The organism is Streptomyces sp. NPDC041796, assembly GCF_055590785.1.
This window is the reverse complement of the sequence record NZ_JBVJAH010000035.1, coordinates 11,719-28,591: the sequence shown is the minus strand read 5'-3', so window position 1 is coordinate 28,591 and position 16,873 is coordinate 11,719. Positions and strand designations below refer to the sequence as shown.

The following is a 16,873-nucleotide window of genomic DNA, read 5'->3' as shown; positions in this document are numbered from 1 at the left end:
CTTCGAGGTCACCCCACCGCCGAGCACGGTCGTGCTGGGCTGACCCTCACCAAGAGTCATCAGCCAGGCTTGACAACCCCATTGGGAATCGTTTGGTGACCGAGCACCATGGGCTTCAGGGCCTGACTGTCGTGGGTGTTGGCCGCGGTGACGCCGACGACGAGGGGCAGGCCGTTCGCGTCCGACAGGACGTGCATCTTGGAACCCGCCTTGCCGCGGTCCACGGGGCTCGGACCGGTGAGTTCGCCCCCTTTTTCGCCCTGACGTGGGCGGAGTCGAGGACGGCTCGGGACAGGTCGAGCAGGCCGGCGTCGTCGAGGCGGTGCAGGATCTCCTCGTGCAGCCGGACACCAGCACGTAGATGATCGCGGCGAACAGCGTCTCATCAGGCGTGTCCTGCGTCCCACCACCCTGAGGCCGTACCTTCGACGGCGGGATCAGCGGCTTCGCGATCTCCCACAGTCCATCCGGAACAATCCAACACCACGTACCCCTCCCCATGACGACCCCGCCGACAGCGGACTGGAGGGTCGCCGCAAGTCGATCCAGGCCATGGCCTCGAGGCTGCCGGACGGCAACGAGCAGAACCTGCAGCAGTTCATGAACCAGTCCACCTGGGACCCGGTTCCCGTGCAGCGACGGATCTGCGAGCGCATGCTGCCGCTGGTCAATCCGGCGGCCTGGGTGATCGACGACGTGTCGCTGCCCAAGGACGGAAGGATGTCGGTCGCCGTGGCCCTGCAGTACTGCGGGGACCTGGGCAAACGCGCCAATTGCCAGGTCGCGGTCAGCGTCCACGCCGCCACCGACACCGCCTCCTGCCCGCTGCAGTGGCGGCTGTTCCTGCCTAAAGAGCGGGACGCGGACACCGACCGCCGCACCGCCACCCGCATCCCGCCGCAGGTCACTCACCGCGAGAAGTGGCGGCTGGCTTTGGACATGCTCGACACGCTGGCCGGCTGGGGCACGCCCACCGATTGTCGTGGCCGACGCCGCCTACGGCACCAATGCCCACCTGCGGGCCGGCCTGGCCGAGCGGGGAATCGACTACGTGCTGGCCGTCCGCGCGGACGTAGGTGCCCACCCGTTCGACGCGAAGCCCGTGGCCCCGGACCGCCACGGTCCCATCGGGTGCTGGCCTCAGCCCCGCTACCTCCAGCCCGCACCCTCGGTGGCAGCCCTGGCCGCCGGCCTTGGACAGGAAGCATTCGTCTACCTCACCTGTCGGAAGGGCTTACGCGGCGCGTTACGCTCCCGCTTCACCGCCGTGCGCGTCCGCCCCGCGGGCAAGGCCGTCGAACGTCCGATCCGGGCCGCCGCCTCGGCCGAACAGGGCTGGTGGGACGGCATCCTGCCCGACTGCTGGCTGCTGGTCGAGTGGCCCGGGGACGCCGAGGCGCCCACCGACTACTGGCTGTCCAACCTGCCGGCCGACACCCCGATCACCGACCTGGTCCGTCTGGCCAAGGTTCGCTGGCGCATCGAGCACGACTACCGCGAACTCAAACACGGCCTGGGTCTGGACCACTTCGAAGGCCGGTCCTGGCCCGGCTGGCACCACCACGTCACCCTCGTGACCTCCGCCCACGCCTTTTCTCACCGAACAGCGGCTGACCCCAAAAGCACCCGCACCGGGCTCACCGTCTACCAGATCCTCGACGCCCTCCATGAGGTCCTGACCGGCATCTGCACCACCCGTCACCAGCCCCTGCCCAGCAGACCGCACACGACATCAAGATCGAGACAGACCTGACGGAGTCCTGCTAGGCGTGTCCCCCCTCAGGGCGCTGCGGCTCCGGTGCGTCCGGCGAACTCACGAATTCCGGGCAGGGGTTGCGGTGAGTAGAGCAGGTCTGCTGTGAGCGTCTGTACAGCTGGGCGGCGAACTTCCTCGGGCGCTTCGTGCTCGACGGCTCGTAGTGCGTGGTAGGCCCTGAGGGGGTTGCCGATCTGGTGCCACATGCGGGCGGTATCGGTCCAATACCGTGCTCGGCGCTCTGCGGTCGGCAGTTGGGTGGGGATGAGGCCGTTGGCGTACGGAGTGCCGTCGTCCGGTGTTCCAAGGGCGTTGTAGGTGCTGATGCGGTACATCGAGCATTCAGCGGGGCTGGCGTTGAGGGTGAACAGGCCGCGTGGCTGGCCGTCGCTGGGGATGCGGCTGGCTGTCGTCTCTGCTTCCTCGAGGAGGTCGAGGGCGGTGCTGCGCCGCTTTCCGGTGGCCGCCGTGTAGGCGGCGGTCAGCAAGAGCAGTGTGCGGCCCGCGAGCGCCTCGGGCCGGGCGTTGCCCCGTTCGGCGCCGAGGGACAGGGCGGTGCGGGTGAGGAAGTCGACGGCCTTCTGGCTCTGGCCGGCACGGCGCATGGTGATGGCCAGTACGCGTGCGGCGTCGCTGATGGGGGCGGGATCGCCACTGGCGCGTGCGGCGAGCAGGGCACGGTCGGCGGTGGCCCAGGCCATCTCGGAGTGTTGCTTGACCGCGAGCTCGGTAGCCAGGACGTAAGCGCGTGCGACCGCCGCGCTGGCCTGCTCGCGGGCCCGGCCTGTTGCGGCGTCGCGTGTGGCCTCGGCCGTGGCGATCAGGGCTGGTAGTTCCTGGCCCAGAGTCGTGTAGCGGGCGGCGGTGAAGTCGTCACGCGCGGCGGCAAGTTCGGCGCGCAGGCGCGTCAGGGTGACCGGTTGGCCTGGGGTGGGTTCGAACAGGGCACGGGTGAGGGGTTCCTCCGGAGGGCTGGACGGCGCTGCGTCAGCGGAGCCGGTCCCCGTGAGGAATGCGGCGCCGATCCCTAGCGCACCGGTCATCAGTTCGCGACGTCGCACGTCGTCCTCCTCCGTCTCGCTCGCCACCCTAGTGGCCGTCGGGGGCCTGACGGGGACGGCTGGGCAAGTGCCGTGAACAAGATCCTGCCCTTCGTCGTCGGCGGCCAGTCCGAGCGCCACAGGGGGGATCCGCAAGCCGCTGGCGATCCGGTCGAGGACCTCGACGCTGGTGACCTGACGCCGGCCGCGTTCGATGGCGCTGACGTCGGACTGGCTCAGGCCCACCAGGCAGCCGACGGTGGTCTGGCTGGCGCCGGTGTGCTGCCGTACATGCTGGAAGAGGCGTCCGACGTCGCGCTGGCGCAGTGCCTGGAGCACCTCGGGACGGGCCCACAGGTTCTCGGGGATGAATAACGCGGTGGAGGGGTTGCTGGGCCGCACTGTGACCCCCTCGGGGGCGGACGACATGGCGAACCCAGCGTAGAGGCGCCGTGACGTGCTGTCAGCGAAATAGGTGGTCGTCCTATAGGACGCTCGGCTGGATCGGCTGCGTCGCGGCGCGTGACTCTATCCGGCAGGACAGCCATCGGTGATCGGCCGGGTAGGCCGCCGGCGGTACGGAGGGTCGCCATGCCCATGCTCCATGATGCTCCGCCGAATGCCACGGTCGCCCGGCTCCTGCTGGGCCGCCACCTCGAGAGCCTTAGGTGTGCCAGAGGGGTGACACTGCAGCAGGTAGCGAGCACGTTGTATATCAGCGCGTCCAAACTCTCGCGGATCGAAAGGGGCCGTCACCGGGCGGCGCTTGAGGACGTCGTGCGCCTGGCCGACTTCTACAAGGTCCAAGCGGCCGACCGGGACCAGATGATGAAGTGGGCCGACCATGCACGGGGGCGGAGCACGTTCCACTCCTTCGCCGACGTCGCTGATGTGACCGTGCGCGATTACCTGGACGTGGAGGCCGTCGGCCTGCGAGTGGTGTACACGCCCCACGTCCTGCCGGCGGTGCTACGGACCCGCCGCTACGCCGCCGAGTTGCTCGCTCCGGTGCACCAGGCGGAGGCTGGCAGGCGCTTGTGGCTGCTCGGGCTGCGCCAGCAGCGCTTCTTTCAGGCGCTGCGGCGCCCGGTGCGTGTCCTGGTTGGCGAGGTCGCCGTCACCACCGGTCTGGGCGGGCGTGGTGTGATGCGCGAGCAGCTCGAGCGGCTGATGGCATCGCCGGTGCACGTGCGGGTGCTGCCTGCCGATCGATCGGCGCGCACGGTGGTCGGGGCGTTTGCCGTGGCGGTTCTCGGGGTCGAGGAGCTGACGTTGACGGCCAGGGATCGGGAAGACGGCCGCCTGTGGGTGGAGCCGGACCGCTACGGTCGGGCGGCGGCCCGGTTCGAGGAGCTGTGGCAGGCCGCCGCCGACTTGTGTGCGCTCGCGGCATGACCGAAGACCGCGGCTCACGCCGAGTCGGCTAGGAGGACGGTGCGGTCCTCGTCGGCGCGGATGGGGGCGATCTGCCAGCCGAGCCAGCCGGGGACGACGGTGAGCAGCCCGGGTCGGGTGGACAGCGTCAGGGGGCGGCCCCAGGGGAGGCCGGGCAGGCCGACGTTGGCGGCTCCGGCCCGCGGGTCGTGGAGGATCAGCGCCCCGGACAGGCCGTCCGGGTCAGCGGCCCGGGCGGTCAGGACTGCCAGGGCGCACCAGGTGCCGGCGCCGTGGCGGAGCCCGGCGTGGAAGCCACCACTCCAGCGCTCTGTCCGGCACGTCCAGGCCAGGTGGCGGGCGGGGTGATCGGCAGGCAGGAGGCCGGGCAACGCGGTCGGGTATGCAGCGAGGCGAGCGAGGTCGGCACCGCAGAGCGTGGCGGTGTGTACGGGGGTGGCCCACAGGGCGCTAATCACGGCCTTCTCCTCTTTGGGACGGGATGGTCAGGGGTTCCGCTGGAAGCCGACGTTGAAGGCGATCACCACGCGTTCGGTATCGCCCTGGTAGGGGGTGACCCAGTGCCGTAGCCAGGCGGGGAAAGCGACGAGGAGCCCCGGGACGGGGGTGAGGGTGTGCAGCGGCGGGCGCTCGTGTTCGCGGGCGGCGGCGCCGGGCCGCGGGTCGACGAACTGCAGGAGCCCGGTCCCTTCCTGCATGCGGCCGGTGGAGATGTAGTAGACGCCCGACCAGGCGGCGTCGTGGTGGCTGTGCAGCTGATGGAGGCCCTCGGGGCGGTAGACGACCGCCCAGGCCTCGGCCACCATCGGCACCTCGGTGCCGGCCGCGTCCCGTCCGGCGCCGGCGTGGTCGTTCAAGGCGCACGCGGCGTTCAGGATCCAGCCTCGGAGCTGGTCGATCGCCGGGTGACTCCAGCGCAGGACGTCGGAGGTGGTCTTGTCGGCGTCCCGCACGCCCACCGTCGAGCTCGGCACGCTGCGGGTGCGCTGCAGGACCAGTTCGCGCAAGGCGGTGTTGACGGCCGGGTCGGGGCCGACGGTCTGGGTGTAGAGGGGCGTTTCCCAGAAGGTGCCGCTGGTGACTGGTGCGCCGGTGGGTGTCATGCGGATACCTCCACAATCCGGTCGGCCAGGGCGTGGCCGTGGTCGGTCAGGCAGGGGCGGGTCTCGTCGATCAGGTCCAGGCAGCCACGCCGGTAGTCGTCGAGACGGGCCAGGCGCTGGTCGCGGATGGGTGCCGGAACGTCGAGCTGCGGCCACAGGCGGGCCAGTCCGCAGGTGACGTGGGCGGCGCCGAGGACTTCGGCCGGAGTTCGACCACGGGTCCCCGAGGGGAGGGTGATGCGGCGGGTGCAGCCGGGATGTTGCAGGGGAGCCAGTTCCTCGCACAGATAGAGCCACTGATGGAACGTCTCGTGCAGTAGCTGCTCTGCGAGCCCGGCCGGGCTGGTGAACGCAGCTCCGGCGAGGAGGATGTGCTGCGGCCAGGCGAAGCAGGAGGCGCTGATACTCCCCCGGCCCGGGGGCATCGGCAGGTACACCAGCGGGAGCGCCGACAGCATCGGAGCCCACGTGGGGAGAAGGCAGCTGATGCGGAGAACCGCTCGGTGGACCTGCTGTTCGCGGTGGGGCGTGAGGGTGCGGGTGGGCAGGGGCTTGGGGTGGTCGAGGGATCGGATCTGCACCGCTTGGGCCGGGCGGAGAACGGCCGCCAGCGCCTTGGGTGTCGGGGAGCAGTGGGGGCCGTCTCGGCGGGCGAGGCGGACGCAAGCCACCGCGGTCAACAGCCGCCGCGGGTCGTGTCCGTCATCGAGGAAGGGCCAGCCACCGCAGTGTGCGGGCACGAACGGCTCTGTGCTGGTTGCAGTGTCCATGATCGCTCCATGAGGTAGGTGCGCAGGTCATCGGACTTGAGGCGGAAAGCGGGCAGCCGGGGCAGGTGCGCGCGGACGGCTGCGGCCGCATCGCCGTCGGCCGCGGCCGCAACCGCGGCGAGGAAGGCGGGCAGTGATCGGTCACCGAACCACCGGCCGGCCAGAGCGTCGATCGCGGCAGCAGCCTGGGCGGCCTCCAGCACACCGGCAGCCGCCAGGTGCTCGGCGAAAGCCCGCAGGTCGACGAGCGCCTCGGTGATGGGCCGGTACTCGGGAGCGGGGCCGTGCAGAAGGGCGACCTCGTCGTCCGGAGCGCCGGTCACCAGGAGGTAGGCAAAAACCTGCCCGTAGCCAGCCATCCCGAAGTCGGCCAGTTCGGCGGCGCGCAGCGCCCCGATGGAGCCGAGGCCCGTCACCTGCCACCCGGCCGCTATGGCGTCGAGGATTTCACGGTGGCCGACGGCGGGGACGTCGTCGTATCGGCCGTCGACCAGGGCGATGTGGCCGGGCGGCCGGCGGGTGACGAGGCCGGCGATGCTGCCGCGCCGGGCGGGAGGATGCAGCCGTACACCCTGCTGAGCCAGCAGGGTGGCGGGAAGACTGTGGGCGGTGGGGCCGACGAACAGTTCCAGTGAAGGCAGGGTCGCGTTCGGGTCGGTCATCGCCTCTCCCGGGCGTGCGCGGCCAGGCGGGGGCCGAACCGGCGGGTGTGGGGGGTGAAGTGCTCGGTGCCGGCGACGACGACGCGCACGACATGGAAGGGTTCCGCGAGTGGGGCGAAGGTGTGCACTGCGACCGGCCCGAGCCCTGCCTGCTCGACTGCGGTAAGCAACTCCTCGAGCAGTTCCTGCGGACGAGGGGTGTGATCGCGGGGGCGGCTGGCGGGGAAGGCTGTGGCCGGGGCAGGCGCGCGGTAGCGGGACAGGAGCTGGGCCCGCCAATTGGCCCGCTCGCTCGGCGCCATCGCGGCGAATGCGGCATAGCTGTCGGTCAGGTCGTGGCGGGAGCCCTGGATGTAGGTGAGGCGTGACTGTGCGGCCTCCGCGAGGGCGCGTACGGCCGCGATCTCGGGGATCGGGTGGAAGCCGTAGCCGCCGTTTGCGTACAGCGGGTGCGCCCGGTCCGGGTCGTCGATCAGGCAGGCCATGTAGTGCCCGCCGTGGATGCTCATCCCTCGCAGCCACACCCCGAGCCTGGCGTCCCGAATCCGCCCGTACAGCTCGGCCGGGCCGGGGGGCAAGGTGGCCGGGTCGATGAGGGCGGTCGTGTCCTTCACGCTACTCAGCGAGGTGACGTCGCGCTCCAGCACTTCGCACAGGCCGTGCAGCACCGCTTCCGTGTGGGTGTTTCCGGAGGCGAGACCGGTGGTCGTGGACCCGAACAGGCCGGTGGCGGCTTCTGTTGGGCAGGGGGTGAGGACGAGCTCGGCGGGGACCGCGATCTCGCGCGCTGCGTCGGCGGACGGGACCGTGATCCACGGCAGCACCCGGTCGACATCCACCGCCTGGTCCAGGCGCGGGCACCAGGCGCCGAGCTTCACGCCGCCTTCTTCGGCAATCATCCGGGGCGAGGCCCACCGCAGCGGCGTCGTGGCCGCGCACCGCTCGGCGACAGCCTGTTCGACGGCCTCCATCAGCGCCCCAGCTTGGGCCTCGTCGGCATGCCGGCCCTTGCCGGCGGTCACCACCACCAGCTCTGCCTGCGGACGGACCGCGGCGAAGACCGGAATGCCGACGCGGTCCAGCTGCGTGGTCTGGGCAACGCGACTCACGCCGAGACGCCGGGCGACCGGCCAGGCACGCGCACACGTCTCGGCCGCCGCCGTCTCACGGACGCTGCTGCTCAGCATCGTCACCGTCCCACCACCTGTGTCCGCGACCAGGAGGGGAAGACCGGGTGAGGGCGCAGCGGGACCTCGGCGAACCACGGGTGTATGGCCAGCGGGGTGTCGTCGAGGCCCGCGACGATGAAGCCTGTACCGCCTCGGCGCCCAATCTGCAGGCACGGAAGCGGGTAGTCGGCCTCGACGTCGCCGACGAACATCCGCTCCAGGCCGCCCGCCTCGTCGGCGATCAGCTGTGGCCCGCAGGTCACGCCGTCGTAGGTGTCGTAGCCGAAGCGAGGGTGCCCGATGTCGAAGTCGTCGACGATGACGACCGCCCGCGTGGTCGCAAGGACGGCGAGTTCGGCGCGCAGCGGCCAGCTGGGTCCCCAGTGCGCGTCCAGAACCACCAGCGGCCGTGCCAGGCCCTCCATGAGGGCGGGCAGCAGCAGGCCGGAGTCGCCCTGGAGCACGGTCACGTTGGCGCGGGTGGCCAGTCGGGCGCGGGTGAATGCCGCCCGCCGCTCGTCCAGGTCGCAGGTGCGCAACGGCAGGTGGGGATAGGCGCGGGCGAGGTAGTCGGTGGTGTCCCCCAGGTGGCAGCCGGTTTCGACGATCCCGTCACACGCGTAGGTGTCGATCAGGACGTGCAGCCGGCAGGCGGCGGTGACGTCGAAGCCCAACGGGCCGCCGCCGCCCGCGAGACGGTCGAGCCCGCCGGCGCGCGGGGTGCGGTAGAAGGCGTTGAGCACGTGGTCCAGGGCCTTAGGGGTCATCTGGTGAGGCGGGTGTGCGGCGCGGGTCGCGGGCATGGGCGCACCTCCGAGTCGATCGGGCCCTTCCGGTGGGCCGGACGCATGGCGAGCATCCCTCGCCGCCGACGCCGAGCGGGAGGCTCGCCGGGCAATGCGCTATTGCACCTCAGCCCGGCAAATAGCCTTAAAGCACTGGATAGTTGGGCGATGTGAGGCTGGGCCGGGAGCCTGGGAGGGGCTTACGGTCACGACCAATCCACCCGACCCCGACCAGGGAGGCAGGAATGGACCAGCCCGCAGCAGTGACCCGCTACACCACCGACGAGGAGAGGGCGAACATCGCCGGCATCGACCTCAACGACGCCGACGTCGCCCACGTCATGGACCTGGTAAGCAAGGGCATCGTCGGCGCGGCCGCGATGCACGAGGCCGCCGTCCAGGAAGACATGGCCCTCAGCGCCCAGGTGACCGTCACGCTGACCCGTGCCGGCATCGCGGCCGCGGACGGCAACGTCGAAGAGCTCACCGGCACCGAGGAAGTCACCGGAACCATCCGGGCGCGCAAGATCTTCCTCGACCCGGACAAGGCCCCTGCGACCGACAGCTGACCAGCTGTCCCAGCGGTGCCCGGACCGGCACGATGGCCGGCCCGGGCACCGCCCCCACGTCGAATCGAGACGGGAGAACGGGTGTGGACGACTTCCTCGGCAACCAGAAGCAGCTGTGGGACCAGTGGGCGCCCCACTACAACAACGAGCACGAGGACCGCGACCCCGGACCGGCCGCCGACTTCCTCGCCTCACTGGCCGGCACCGGCGCCCGTGCGTTGGAGCTTGGCATCGGCACCGGCCGCATCGCCCTGCCGCTCGCGGACCGCGGCATCACCGTCAGCGGCGTCGACGCTTCCCCAGCCATGATTGACGAGCTCTACCGCCACCGCGGCGACCGGCCCGTGAGTGCCCACGCCGGGGACATGGCCGACCTCGACACCCACGGTGAACGCTACGAGCTGATCTACGTCGCCTTCTCCAGCTTCTACATGCTGATGACCCAGCCCCGCCAGGCCGCCTGCCTCCAGCAAGTCGCAGCCACCCTGAAGCCCGGCGGGCGCTTCGTCATCGAGGCGACCATCCCTCGCTCCCCCGGCCTCCTCGCCGGCCGCCAGCAGCTCGCCGTCCGCAACCTCACCGACTCCCACCTGAGCCTGTCCGCGACCACCCACGACCCCATCACCCAGACCATCCGCTTCCAGGAGCTCCGCATCGACCAAATCGGAGTCCGGCTCCTGCCGGTCGCCATGCGCTACGTCCACCTCTCCGAACTGGACCTGCTCGCCACCGCAGCAGGACTCACCCTCACCCACCGGTACGCCGACTGGCACCGCACGCCCCTGACCGCCTCCTCCACCCAGCACATCTCCGTTTACACCCCCACCGGAGACACCCCGTGACCCCCGCGCCCCCGGCCAACGCCTGGTACGTCCGCGGCGCCCGCCAGGACCTGTGGCCCACCCGGCTCTACCAGCGCATCACCCCCACCGGCCCCGACACCGAAGCCCTGGCGGAGGAGATCCTCGCCCGCGAGGCGACCGACACCTCGCTCTCCCTGGGCGTGGCCGCCGCCCGCAAGTCAGCCCCCGACATCCTGACCTGGCCGCTGCCCGCCGTCCGCACCCTGAACGGATGGATCCGCCAGGCCGCTTTCGCCCTCACCGGCGCCGGCCCGGACACACCCTTGCAGGTCTCGGCATGGGCGGTTCACTACCGAACCGGCGGCTTTCACGAACTGCACGCCCACCACGACGCCGCGGTGTCCGGCGTCTACTACCTGCGTACCGCGCCCAACCCCACCGGCGCCCTCGAACTCATCGACCCCCGCCCCGCCCGACTGGCCACCGAGCCGGCCGGTCCAGGCGCCGTGCACACGGTGACGCCCAACCCTGGCCTGCTGATCGCCTTCCCGTCCTGGCTCCGGCACGGCGTCGCCCCCCACGACTGCGACACCGCCCGGCTCTGCATCGCCTTCAACGTCACCATGGAGCCACGATGACGACTCTCGACGCGCCGCTTACGTCGGCCGTGAACGCGGCGATGGAGGACCGGTGGACCACGCCCGTCTGGCTCGGCACCATCCGCCCTGCGGCCGACCGCAGCCTCCTGCACACCGAGATGCGACGCACCACGCACGGCTGCCGCAATCTCGCCCCCGGCGACGTCCTCGACACGGACCAGGCCCGTGCCGTGCTGACCGCGCTCGCCCGGGCCATCTGCCCCGGCCTCGCCGCAGAAGCGGAGGTGCAGCTGTCCGTCCAGATCTGGGCAGTCGGCCACCGCATTCCGCTCGCCTACGGCCATGCGTCCTGGTCCGCCTGGTGCTTCCTGGCCACCACCGGCGACGCGCCGCACGAGCGCTCCGGCGCGGTGTGCTTGCACGACCCGCGAGCGGGCTGCGACGCCGCCACCGTCCCCGGACTCCCCTGGGGCCGGCCTCTGACCGTTCAGGCCCAGCCCGGCATGACCGTCCTCGCACCCGGGTGGCTTGCCCACTCCGTGCTCCCTCTATCGCCGGGGCACACCGTGGCTGTCCTCACCGCCGAGGACAGCCGAACCTGACCGCGTCCCTACCGGCGGGCCGTCATGCCGCGCCCGCGGCCGCCGGGGCCATCTCCTCGCGCACCTGCCGCTCGCCGGGCAGCGTGCGGATGTCCCGGGACAGCAGAGACACACCCACCGCCACAACCACCAGCCCCGCACAGCCAAGTGCGATCACACCCGGCCCGAAGGCCGCAGCCAGCGGCCCGGCCACCGCCAGCCCGAGCGGCGCGAGAGCCAGGCAGCCCAGCAGATCGATCGAGCTGACCCGGGAGATCGCTTCCTTCGGAACCTCACGCTGCAGGCACGTACGCCACATCACCATCGTCACGTCCCACAGCACCCCATACGCCACCGCCCCGACGAGGACCACCGGCAGCGGCGCGTGCACCGCAAGCAGCAGCGCGGGCAGTGCCGCACCGGCCGTGCACACCGTTGCCAGCAGCATCGGGCGCGCCGTCCGAAGCCGCCCTGCCCACCCGGCTCCGGCGATCTGGCCCGCCACCTGGGCGACCATCACCAAAGACCACGCCCACGCGCCGCCGAGGTACTCCATGGCCAGCATCGGACCCAGCAGCCCGGCCACCGCATTCACCACCGCCAGCACGAAGGCCAGCTGCCCCGTGGTCACCCACAGCCACTCGTGCCGGACGAACTCCCGCCACCCCTCGCGCAGGTCCCGCCACGCCGACGTCTTGTAGCGCACCGGCTTGTCCGGTGTGCTCCGCCCCAGGAGAGCGAACAGGGCAGCACAGACAGCGAAGCTCGCCGCGTCCAGAGCCAGCGCGAGGGCCGGCCCGAGAAGGCTCACCACCACGCCAGCGAGCGTCATACCGAGCAGGCGCGCCGTGTTGGTCGAGACCTTCAGCAAGGCGTTGGCCTGCTGCCGGTTCGCTTTGTCGTCAACGACGTCAACGACGATGCCTTCGAGCGCGGGGGAAAACAGGGCGCGGGTCACGCCACCGAGTCCCGCGAGTGTGGCGATCAGCCCGATCGAGCCGCCGGTGGCGAACAGCACGGCCAGGCCCGCCCAGATCGCGGCCGCCGCTGTCTCGGTGACACACACGAGCCGGAACCGGGACCTCACACGGTCACCGAGGACACCGCCCCACAGCACAAAGACGAGCTGCGGAAGCGCCTGGCACGCCAGCACCAGCGAGAGGTCCCCGGGCGTGGCACCTGGCAGGGCCAGGACCCCGAAGGAAACGGCGATCGGGCCGAAAGCGCTGCCGAGCACGGAGACGAACCGGGCGGAGGCCAGCAGTCGGAAGCGCGGCTGGGACAGGAGTGCGACATTGAGACCGGTGAGCACTCGCGGACCCTATCGACGCCTCTGAGGGGCCTGCCCTGGAATGCAGGGAATTCAGCCAAATGAGAGTGCTTGATGCATCCCTTGTGTCCGCTGGGCGTTCGCCGGACTCTACAGGCCACGGCCCAATCGCGGCGGCTCATCGAACAGGCTCTCCTGCACCGGGCCAGTGGGCAGAAGATGCTCCTCCACTGGTGGCGGGGGCTTACCGACCAGGTCTTCGACTTGGCGCAGAGTCGACCAGCGGCCGGCGGTAACACCCTGCTCGAGCGCACGTCGGCAGATTTCCGAGGTGGCCCAAACCGACTGGGTGAGCGGGGATCCCCGGCCGGGGAAGCGGACGTTCAGCGCGGCCGCCAGGGTCGCCTCGGACGGTTCGGATACTGCCGGGCAGGCGATCTGGGCAAGCCGCATCGCATCCCACACCACGAGGGATGCCGTCAGCGGGCATGAGGCCCGCTCTGCCCGCACGACGCCTGCTTCGACTCCGCCCGCGCCGAGCCGGGTCACCAGAACGTGCGGAGCGGTAGTCACCTTTCGCTCAACTTCACCCAAACCGGCACTCAGCGATTCGACCTGGACGACGTCGCTTTGCCCTGCTGATATGGCAGTCCCAACGCGGGCGTGCACGCGCCACTGGGGCTGCCACCCCTCTCCCCGCACAGCGAGCGCGGCAACGCCCACCACGTCGAAGCCCCCTACCCTTCGCGAGAGTTCCAGAGCCACGATGAGGAACGTGGTGGAGACGAACTCACGATCCATCCGCACCGTGTCACCGTATCGAGGTCTGCCCGTGCGAGGGCCGACTTCGGCAGAGGGAACGGTCCCGTTCCTCTGATGCAGCTCTTCGGCCCGTCCAACCTCTCCGCCACCCGCTACGTCCCGTCGGCACACCCCGACAAGAAGAAGAGCCCCATCGCCCCGTGACCCCCCGGTCTGATCGATCAGGTGGGATCCACCGCGGACAGCCTGTGCCACCAGTGACCGCATCCGCCGGAGCAGAAGTGGTCGCGGCGCCGTTCGTCGGCGAGCGCTAGTACAGGGGTCAGAGATCAGACGGCAGTCTGTCACCGGTCTCAGCGTCGAAGGCGGCGCCAGTCGGTGATAGGCGCACGGTCCGGGATTGGGCACGTGCGCCGTCCTTCCACGTCTTCCCGCCCACCGCCACCCGGACCGTGATGTCAGCGAGCGGATCACGCACCGGCAGGGCGATCTCGGGGGCCTTGGGGTACCAGCCGTCCTGCCGTTTGCTGCTGGCGCTTTCGCCGTCTGCGTCGAGTCGCAGATAGCGGGCGTTCTTATCGAAATAGGAGCGTAGTTCGATGACAACTTTGTCCCGGTCGCTGTTCCAGTGGGCCACCAGGTCGGTACTCACCCCGTCGATGTGCAGTTCGGCTCCCGACCGGCCTTTGTATGCGGCGCCCTTGTCGCTGCGCTCCTGACGGGCCTCCTCGGCGGAGGTGGCCTGCCAGATACCGCCGGCCGTGACGGACAGAGCAGCGACCACCGCGACGTAGGGCCAGGCGCGCCGACGCTTGCGGGCCGCCGGGGTTTCGTCCTCGATGGCCGGTGCGGGCGGCTCAGGCGGGAGGCCCTGGTACCACTCCGGGGATGTGCTGCTGGCGGTGGTGGTGTCGTACCACTCGGGATCCTTTCCCATGCGGGCGACGGTAGCGCGCAGGTGGGCGGCTTGGGCGGGGCTTCCACACAGCTCGGCTACCTGGGCGCGGGTCACCAGCCACGAGATGGCTTCATCGCTGTTGATGCCGTGGGCGGTGATGTCCTCCCGCTCACCGAGCGCGGCAAGGTCGGCGGCCTCACTGCACCGCCCCTCTCGCGCGGCCTGGATGGCGTCGCTGTGCCGGGTATCGACCACGTTCGGCGGCATCTCCCAGTCCCGCTCCTCCTCGCCGTCCTCCTCGGCGTTGGGGGTTTGCTCGACCGGGGCCGGCTCCCCCGGATCCTCCCTGTGGTCGTCCTCGGCGGGCTGAGCCACCGCGGATTCCTGGACGTCGGCCGCCGCATCGTCGTGGTCGACGTCGTGCCCAGCGGCGGCCTGTTGTGCCTTGCGGCGCCGCGACGACGTGTCGGTCAGTGCGGTCTCCTCCTCTCTGAGCACGGTCTCGACCACGTCCACGTAGCCGGGGCCGACCTTCCACACCGCCTGTCCCGGCCCGAGCGTCGGGATGGTGTCCACGGCCCACTGAGGCAGGCCCAGCAGCGCGCCGATGCTGGCGGCCTCCTCCGGGCCCAGCCGTCCCACATGGGCGATCTCGCACAGCCGCGCCAGATCGCGCGCCTTGCCCTCGCCGAGGTCAGACAACGTGTGCATCACCACGTCCAACGACAGCGCCGCCTTGCGGGAGTACTTCAGCAGCCGCTGGATCAGCTCGGCGGTGGCCGGGGACAGGAGGATCTGCCACGCCTCCTCCAGCACCAGATGCCGGTGGGGGGCGGTGGACTGGCGCAGCCACACGTGCTCCACCCAGCAGGTCACCGCAGCCATCAGCGAGGGGATGGCCGGGGAGCTGCGGTCGAGGCGGGAGAAATCGAAGCTCAGGATGGGCAGGTCGGCGGGGGGCAAGGCGGCGTCCTGCCCGTCAAACAGCCCGCGCAGGCTGCCCTCGGTGTAGCGGGACAGGGCGATAGCGACGCTCTCGCCCCATTCCGCCAGCCGGATTGCCGGCCACCGGCCGTCCTCGGGGCTCACCAAGACGTCCACGACGCCGTTAAGTGCGGTCGCCTTCGGGTGTGAGAGAGCGTGCTGAAGCGCGTGGGTGGCCTGCGTGCTGAGCGCTCCCGGCTCCACCGCGAGGATCAGCGAGCGGACCAACTGCTCACGCACTTCCGGAGGGAAGACCGGACTGACGGGGTTGAGTGTGAAGGCGCCTGCCTCGATGACCCGGCCGCCCAGTGAGCGGGTGAGCGGCGCCCACTCCCCCGAAGCATCCTCACCGAAGGAGTCGATCACGACGTACTGGTGACCGTGATCCAGGACCTCCCGCCGGCACCGGACCTTCGCCGTTGTGCTCTTGCCACTGCCGAGTCCGCCGAGCGCAAGGCTGTTGGTGGAGGGCAGCAGCGCGGCGGAGGTGAGGACGGGTGAGAGGTGGAAGGCCCTGCCGTCCAGCAGGGAGCGGCCAATGGGGATGCCAGGGAACTGAGTGTTGGCGGCGACGAGCGGCGCGGTGATCGCGGCGTGGCTGGAGGGCAGGCGGATCATCAGAGGATCGCCCCTTTCCTGGTGGAGGCTCCGTGCGGGGTGGTCATCACGTGGGCGCGGTGCTGCTGGCCGGTGAGCCAGTCCAGGCGGATGCGGTGGCGGTCGGCGGTGAGCGATGCCCGCCACCGGGCATCGGTGACGTCCTCGGGACTGTCGCCCCATACCGTCATGTAGGCGTCCAGGTCCACGAGCGTGGCGCCCTGGACGAGCGCGCCGTGGGTGGTGCCGGTGGCGATCTCCTGCGCGGCGGCCTTGATCTTGTCTGTGGTGAATGCCTCACTCGCTGCGGACTGCCATTTCGCGGAGCGGCGTGCCTGCCCGGGCGGCAGCGGCCGGTACAGCACGCCGATGGACTGATCCCGCTCCTGTCCGTCTTGCAGGAGTAGCCGGCTCATCAGGTCGCCATCGGTCGTGTCGGGCCACGCGGTGATGCGGGCCGTTGCCGCGTAGCGGCCGTGGTCCAGGCAGACCCATCCGGGACCGCGCTCTATCACAGCGGGGGGCGGCTCGATCTCCACCGGCATGAGCGCGCCAAGGCGGGCCAACTCGCTCTCCAGGGTGCCGAGGATCCGGGTCGGCTGCCCCAGCGACTTGGGCACGTGAACGGAGATCGCCTGCGTGTGGGTGGTGCAGTCGCTCACGGTGGCGTGGTGCGTGACGTGCACCTGGATCCCGGCCGTGCGCGTCTGCCCGCCCGCGAAGGCCAACGCCCGGCCGAACGCCTCATGGAACGCGGCGCGCCGCAGCGGGTCTTGGATGGTGCCGTGGTCCGGGTACAGCGTCCACGTGGACGTGGCGCCCGGCTGGGCGGTCATGGCGGCCGGTACGGTGCGCTCCCGCAGCCGGCGGTAGCCGACCGCCGCCCAGCGTGCGAGCGAGCGCGGGCCGGGCGACGCGTTGAGCACCGCGGCGGCGGTGCCCACCGCGCCGAACGTCCAGATGGGGGGTGGGGCAAGCAGGGCGGACATCAGTACGGCGCCCCCGGCCCCCAGGTTGACCTTCGTCAGCAGGGTTTCCATGGGGCTGAGTCCGCGCTGTACGGCGGGAAGGCGGTATCCGGGGGTCAGGGAGTACACGACAGGGCTCCTATGTGTCTGGGGCCGGGTGCG

Annotated in this window: 17 protein-coding genes and 2 pseudogenes; 6 read left to right on the top strand and 13 right to left on the bottom strand. The window is 70.8% G+C overall.

The annotated features are described in order from the left end of the window. Positions 1 to 89: 89 nt before the first annotated feature. Positions 90 to 501 (bottom strand): annotated as a pseudogene (locus ACZ6C1_RS36395) (transposase); the annotation flags it as partial. 21 nt (positions 502 to 522) lie between these two features. Between ACZ6C1_RS36395 and ACZ6C1_RS36390 the strand changes: the two are divergent. Further along, a pseudogene (locus tag ACZ6C1_RS36390) lies at positions 523 to 1,679 on the top strand (IS701 family transposase); the annotation flags it as partial. A 100-nt stretch (positions 1,680 to 1,779) separates the two neighbouring features. Here the strand turns inward: ACZ6C1_RS36390 and ACZ6C1_RS36385 are convergent. Then, complete coding sequence (locus ACZ6C1_RS36385; protein ID WP_469247296.1) at positions 1,780 to 3,225, bottom strand: helix-turn-helix domain-containing protein; 1,446 nt, start codon at positions 3,223 to 3,225, stop codon at positions 1,780 to 1,782. Positions 3,226 to 3,387: 162 nt separating this feature from the next. On the opposite strand from ACZ6C1_RS36385, the gene ACZ6C1_RS36380 reads away from it, so the two are divergent. Continuing rightward, entirely contained in the window at positions 3,388 to 4,191 is an 804-nt protein-coding gene (locus ACZ6C1_RS36380; protein ID WP_469247294.1) for a Scr1 family TA system antitoxin-like transcriptional regulator, read from the top strand. Positions 4,192 to 4,205: 14 nt separating this feature from the next. Here the strand turns inward: ACZ6C1_RS36380 and ACZ6C1_RS36375 are convergent, their stop codons facing one another. Genes ACZ6C1_RS36375 through ACZ6C1_RS36350 form a run of 6 tightly spaced genes read right to left on the bottom strand, consistent with a single transcriptional unit; the run spans position 4,206 to position 8,698 of the window. After that, positions 4,206 to 4,649 (bottom strand): 2OG-Fe(II) oxygenase family protein, encoded by a 444-nt coding sequence (locus ACZ6C1_RS36375; protein WP_469247292.1) that lies wholly within the window; start codon positions 4,647 to 4,649, stop codon positions 4,206 to 4,208. Between the two features lie 27 nt (positions 4,650 to 4,676). Next, positions 4,677 to 5,294, bottom strand: coding sequence for a TIGR02466 family protein (locus ACZ6C1_RS36370; protein ID WP_469247290.1), 618 nt, complete (start codon positions 5,292 to 5,294; stop codon positions 4,677 to 4,679). After that, positions 5,291 to 6,064 (bottom strand): aKG-HExxH-type peptide beta-hydroxylase, encoded by a 774-nt coding sequence (locus ACZ6C1_RS36365; protein WP_469247288.1) that lies wholly within the window; start codon positions 6,062 to 6,064, stop codon positions 5,291 to 5,293. Before ACZ6C1_RS36365 ends, ACZ6C1_RS36370 begins: the two co-directional genes overlap by 4 nt. Then, positions 5,971 to 6,726 (bottom strand): TfuA-like protein, encoded by a 756-nt coding sequence (locus ACZ6C1_RS36360; protein WP_469247287.1) that lies wholly within the window; start codon positions 6,724 to 6,726, stop codon positions 5,971 to 5,973. The genes ACZ6C1_RS36365 and ACZ6C1_RS36360 overlap by 94 nt, the downstream gene beginning before the upstream one ends. Then, a complete protein-coding gene (locus ACZ6C1_RS36355) occupies positions 6,723 to 7,913 on the bottom strand; it encodes a YcaO-like family protein (RefSeq protein ID WP_469247313.1) in 1,191 nt (396 codons plus the stop codon). Before ACZ6C1_RS36355 ends, ACZ6C1_RS36360 begins: the two co-directional genes overlap by 4 nt. A gap of 2 nt (positions 7,914 to 7,915) precedes the next feature. Further along, positions 7,916 to 8,698, bottom strand: coding sequence for a hypothetical protein (locus ACZ6C1_RS36350; RefSeq protein WP_469247285.1), 783 nt, complete (start codon positions 8,696 to 8,698; stop codon positions 7,916 to 7,918). Between the two features lie 227 nt (positions 8,699 to 8,925). On the opposite strand from ACZ6C1_RS36350, the gene ACZ6C1_RS36345 reads away from it, so the two are divergent. The 4 genes from ACZ6C1_RS36345 to ACZ6C1_RS36330 all read left to right on the top strand — a co-directional run bounded on the left by ACZ6C1_RS36345 (position 8,926) and on the right by ACZ6C1_RS36330 (position 11,253). Further along, positions 8,926 to 9,249: a hypothetical protein gene (locus ACZ6C1_RS36345; protein WP_469247283.1), complete on the top strand. Its 324-nt coding sequence runs from the start codon at positions 8,926 to 8,928 to the stop codon at positions 9,247 to 9,249. 83 nt (positions 9,250 to 9,332) lie between these two features. Beyond that, entirely contained in the window at positions 9,333 to 10,091 is a 759-nt protein-coding gene (locus ACZ6C1_RS36340; protein ID WP_469247282.1) for a class I SAM-dependent methyltransferase, read from the top strand. Continuing rightward, a complete protein-coding gene (locus tag ACZ6C1_RS36335; RefSeq protein ID WP_469247280.1) occupies positions 10,088 to 10,690 on the top strand; it encodes a TIGR02466 family protein in 603 nt (200 codons plus the stop codon). Before ACZ6C1_RS36340 ends, ACZ6C1_RS36335 begins: the two co-directional genes overlap by 4 nt. Continuing rightward, complete coding sequence (locus ACZ6C1_RS36330; RefSeq protein WP_469247277.1) at positions 10,687 to 11,253, top strand: 2OG-Fe(II) oxygenase family protein; 567 nt, start codon at positions 10,687 to 10,689, stop codon at positions 11,251 to 11,253. The genes ACZ6C1_RS36335 and ACZ6C1_RS36330 overlap by 4 nt, the downstream gene beginning before the upstream one ends. A 22-nt stretch (positions 11,254 to 11,275) precedes the next feature. On the opposite strand, the gene ACZ6C1_RS36325 is transcribed toward ACZ6C1_RS36330, so the two are convergent. From ACZ6C1_RS36325 to ACZ6C1_RS36305, 5 genes are all read right to left on the bottom strand, one after another. Next, a complete protein-coding gene (locus tag ACZ6C1_RS36325; RefSeq protein WP_469247275.1) occupies positions 11,276 to 12,544 on the bottom strand; it encodes an MFS transporter in 1,269 nt (422 codons plus the stop codon). 108 nt (positions 12,545 to 12,652) lie between these two features. After that, on the bottom strand, positions 12,653 to 13,303 hold the full coding sequence (locus tag ACZ6C1_RS36320) for a hypothetical protein (RefSeq protein WP_469247273.1): 651 nt from the start codon (positions 13,301 to 13,303) through the stop codon (positions 12,653 to 12,655). 182 nt (positions 13,304 to 13,485) lie between these two features. Further along, a complete protein-coding gene (locus ACZ6C1_RS36315; RefSeq protein WP_469247303.1) occupies positions 13,486 to 13,590 on the bottom strand; it encodes a DUF5958 family protein in 105 nt (34 codons plus the stop codon). After that, positions 13,587 to 15,764, bottom strand: a complete 2,178-nt coding sequence (locus ACZ6C1_RS36310) for a hypothetical protein (protein ID WP_469247271.1) — start codon at positions 15,762 to 15,764, stop codon at positions 13,587 to 13,589. The genes ACZ6C1_RS36315 and ACZ6C1_RS36310 overlap by 4 nt, the downstream gene beginning before the upstream one ends. Continuing rightward, positions 15,764 to 16,840 carry a hypothetical protein gene (locus ACZ6C1_RS36305; RefSeq protein ID WP_469247269.1) on the bottom strand — a complete coding sequence of 359 codons (1,077 nt, stop codon included), beginning with the start codon at positions 16,838 to 16,840 and terminating at the stop codon, positions 15,764 to 15,766. Before ACZ6C1_RS36305 ends, ACZ6C1_RS36310 begins: the two co-directional genes overlap by 1 nt. Between the last annotated feature and the right edge of the window lie 33 nt (positions 16,841 to 16,873).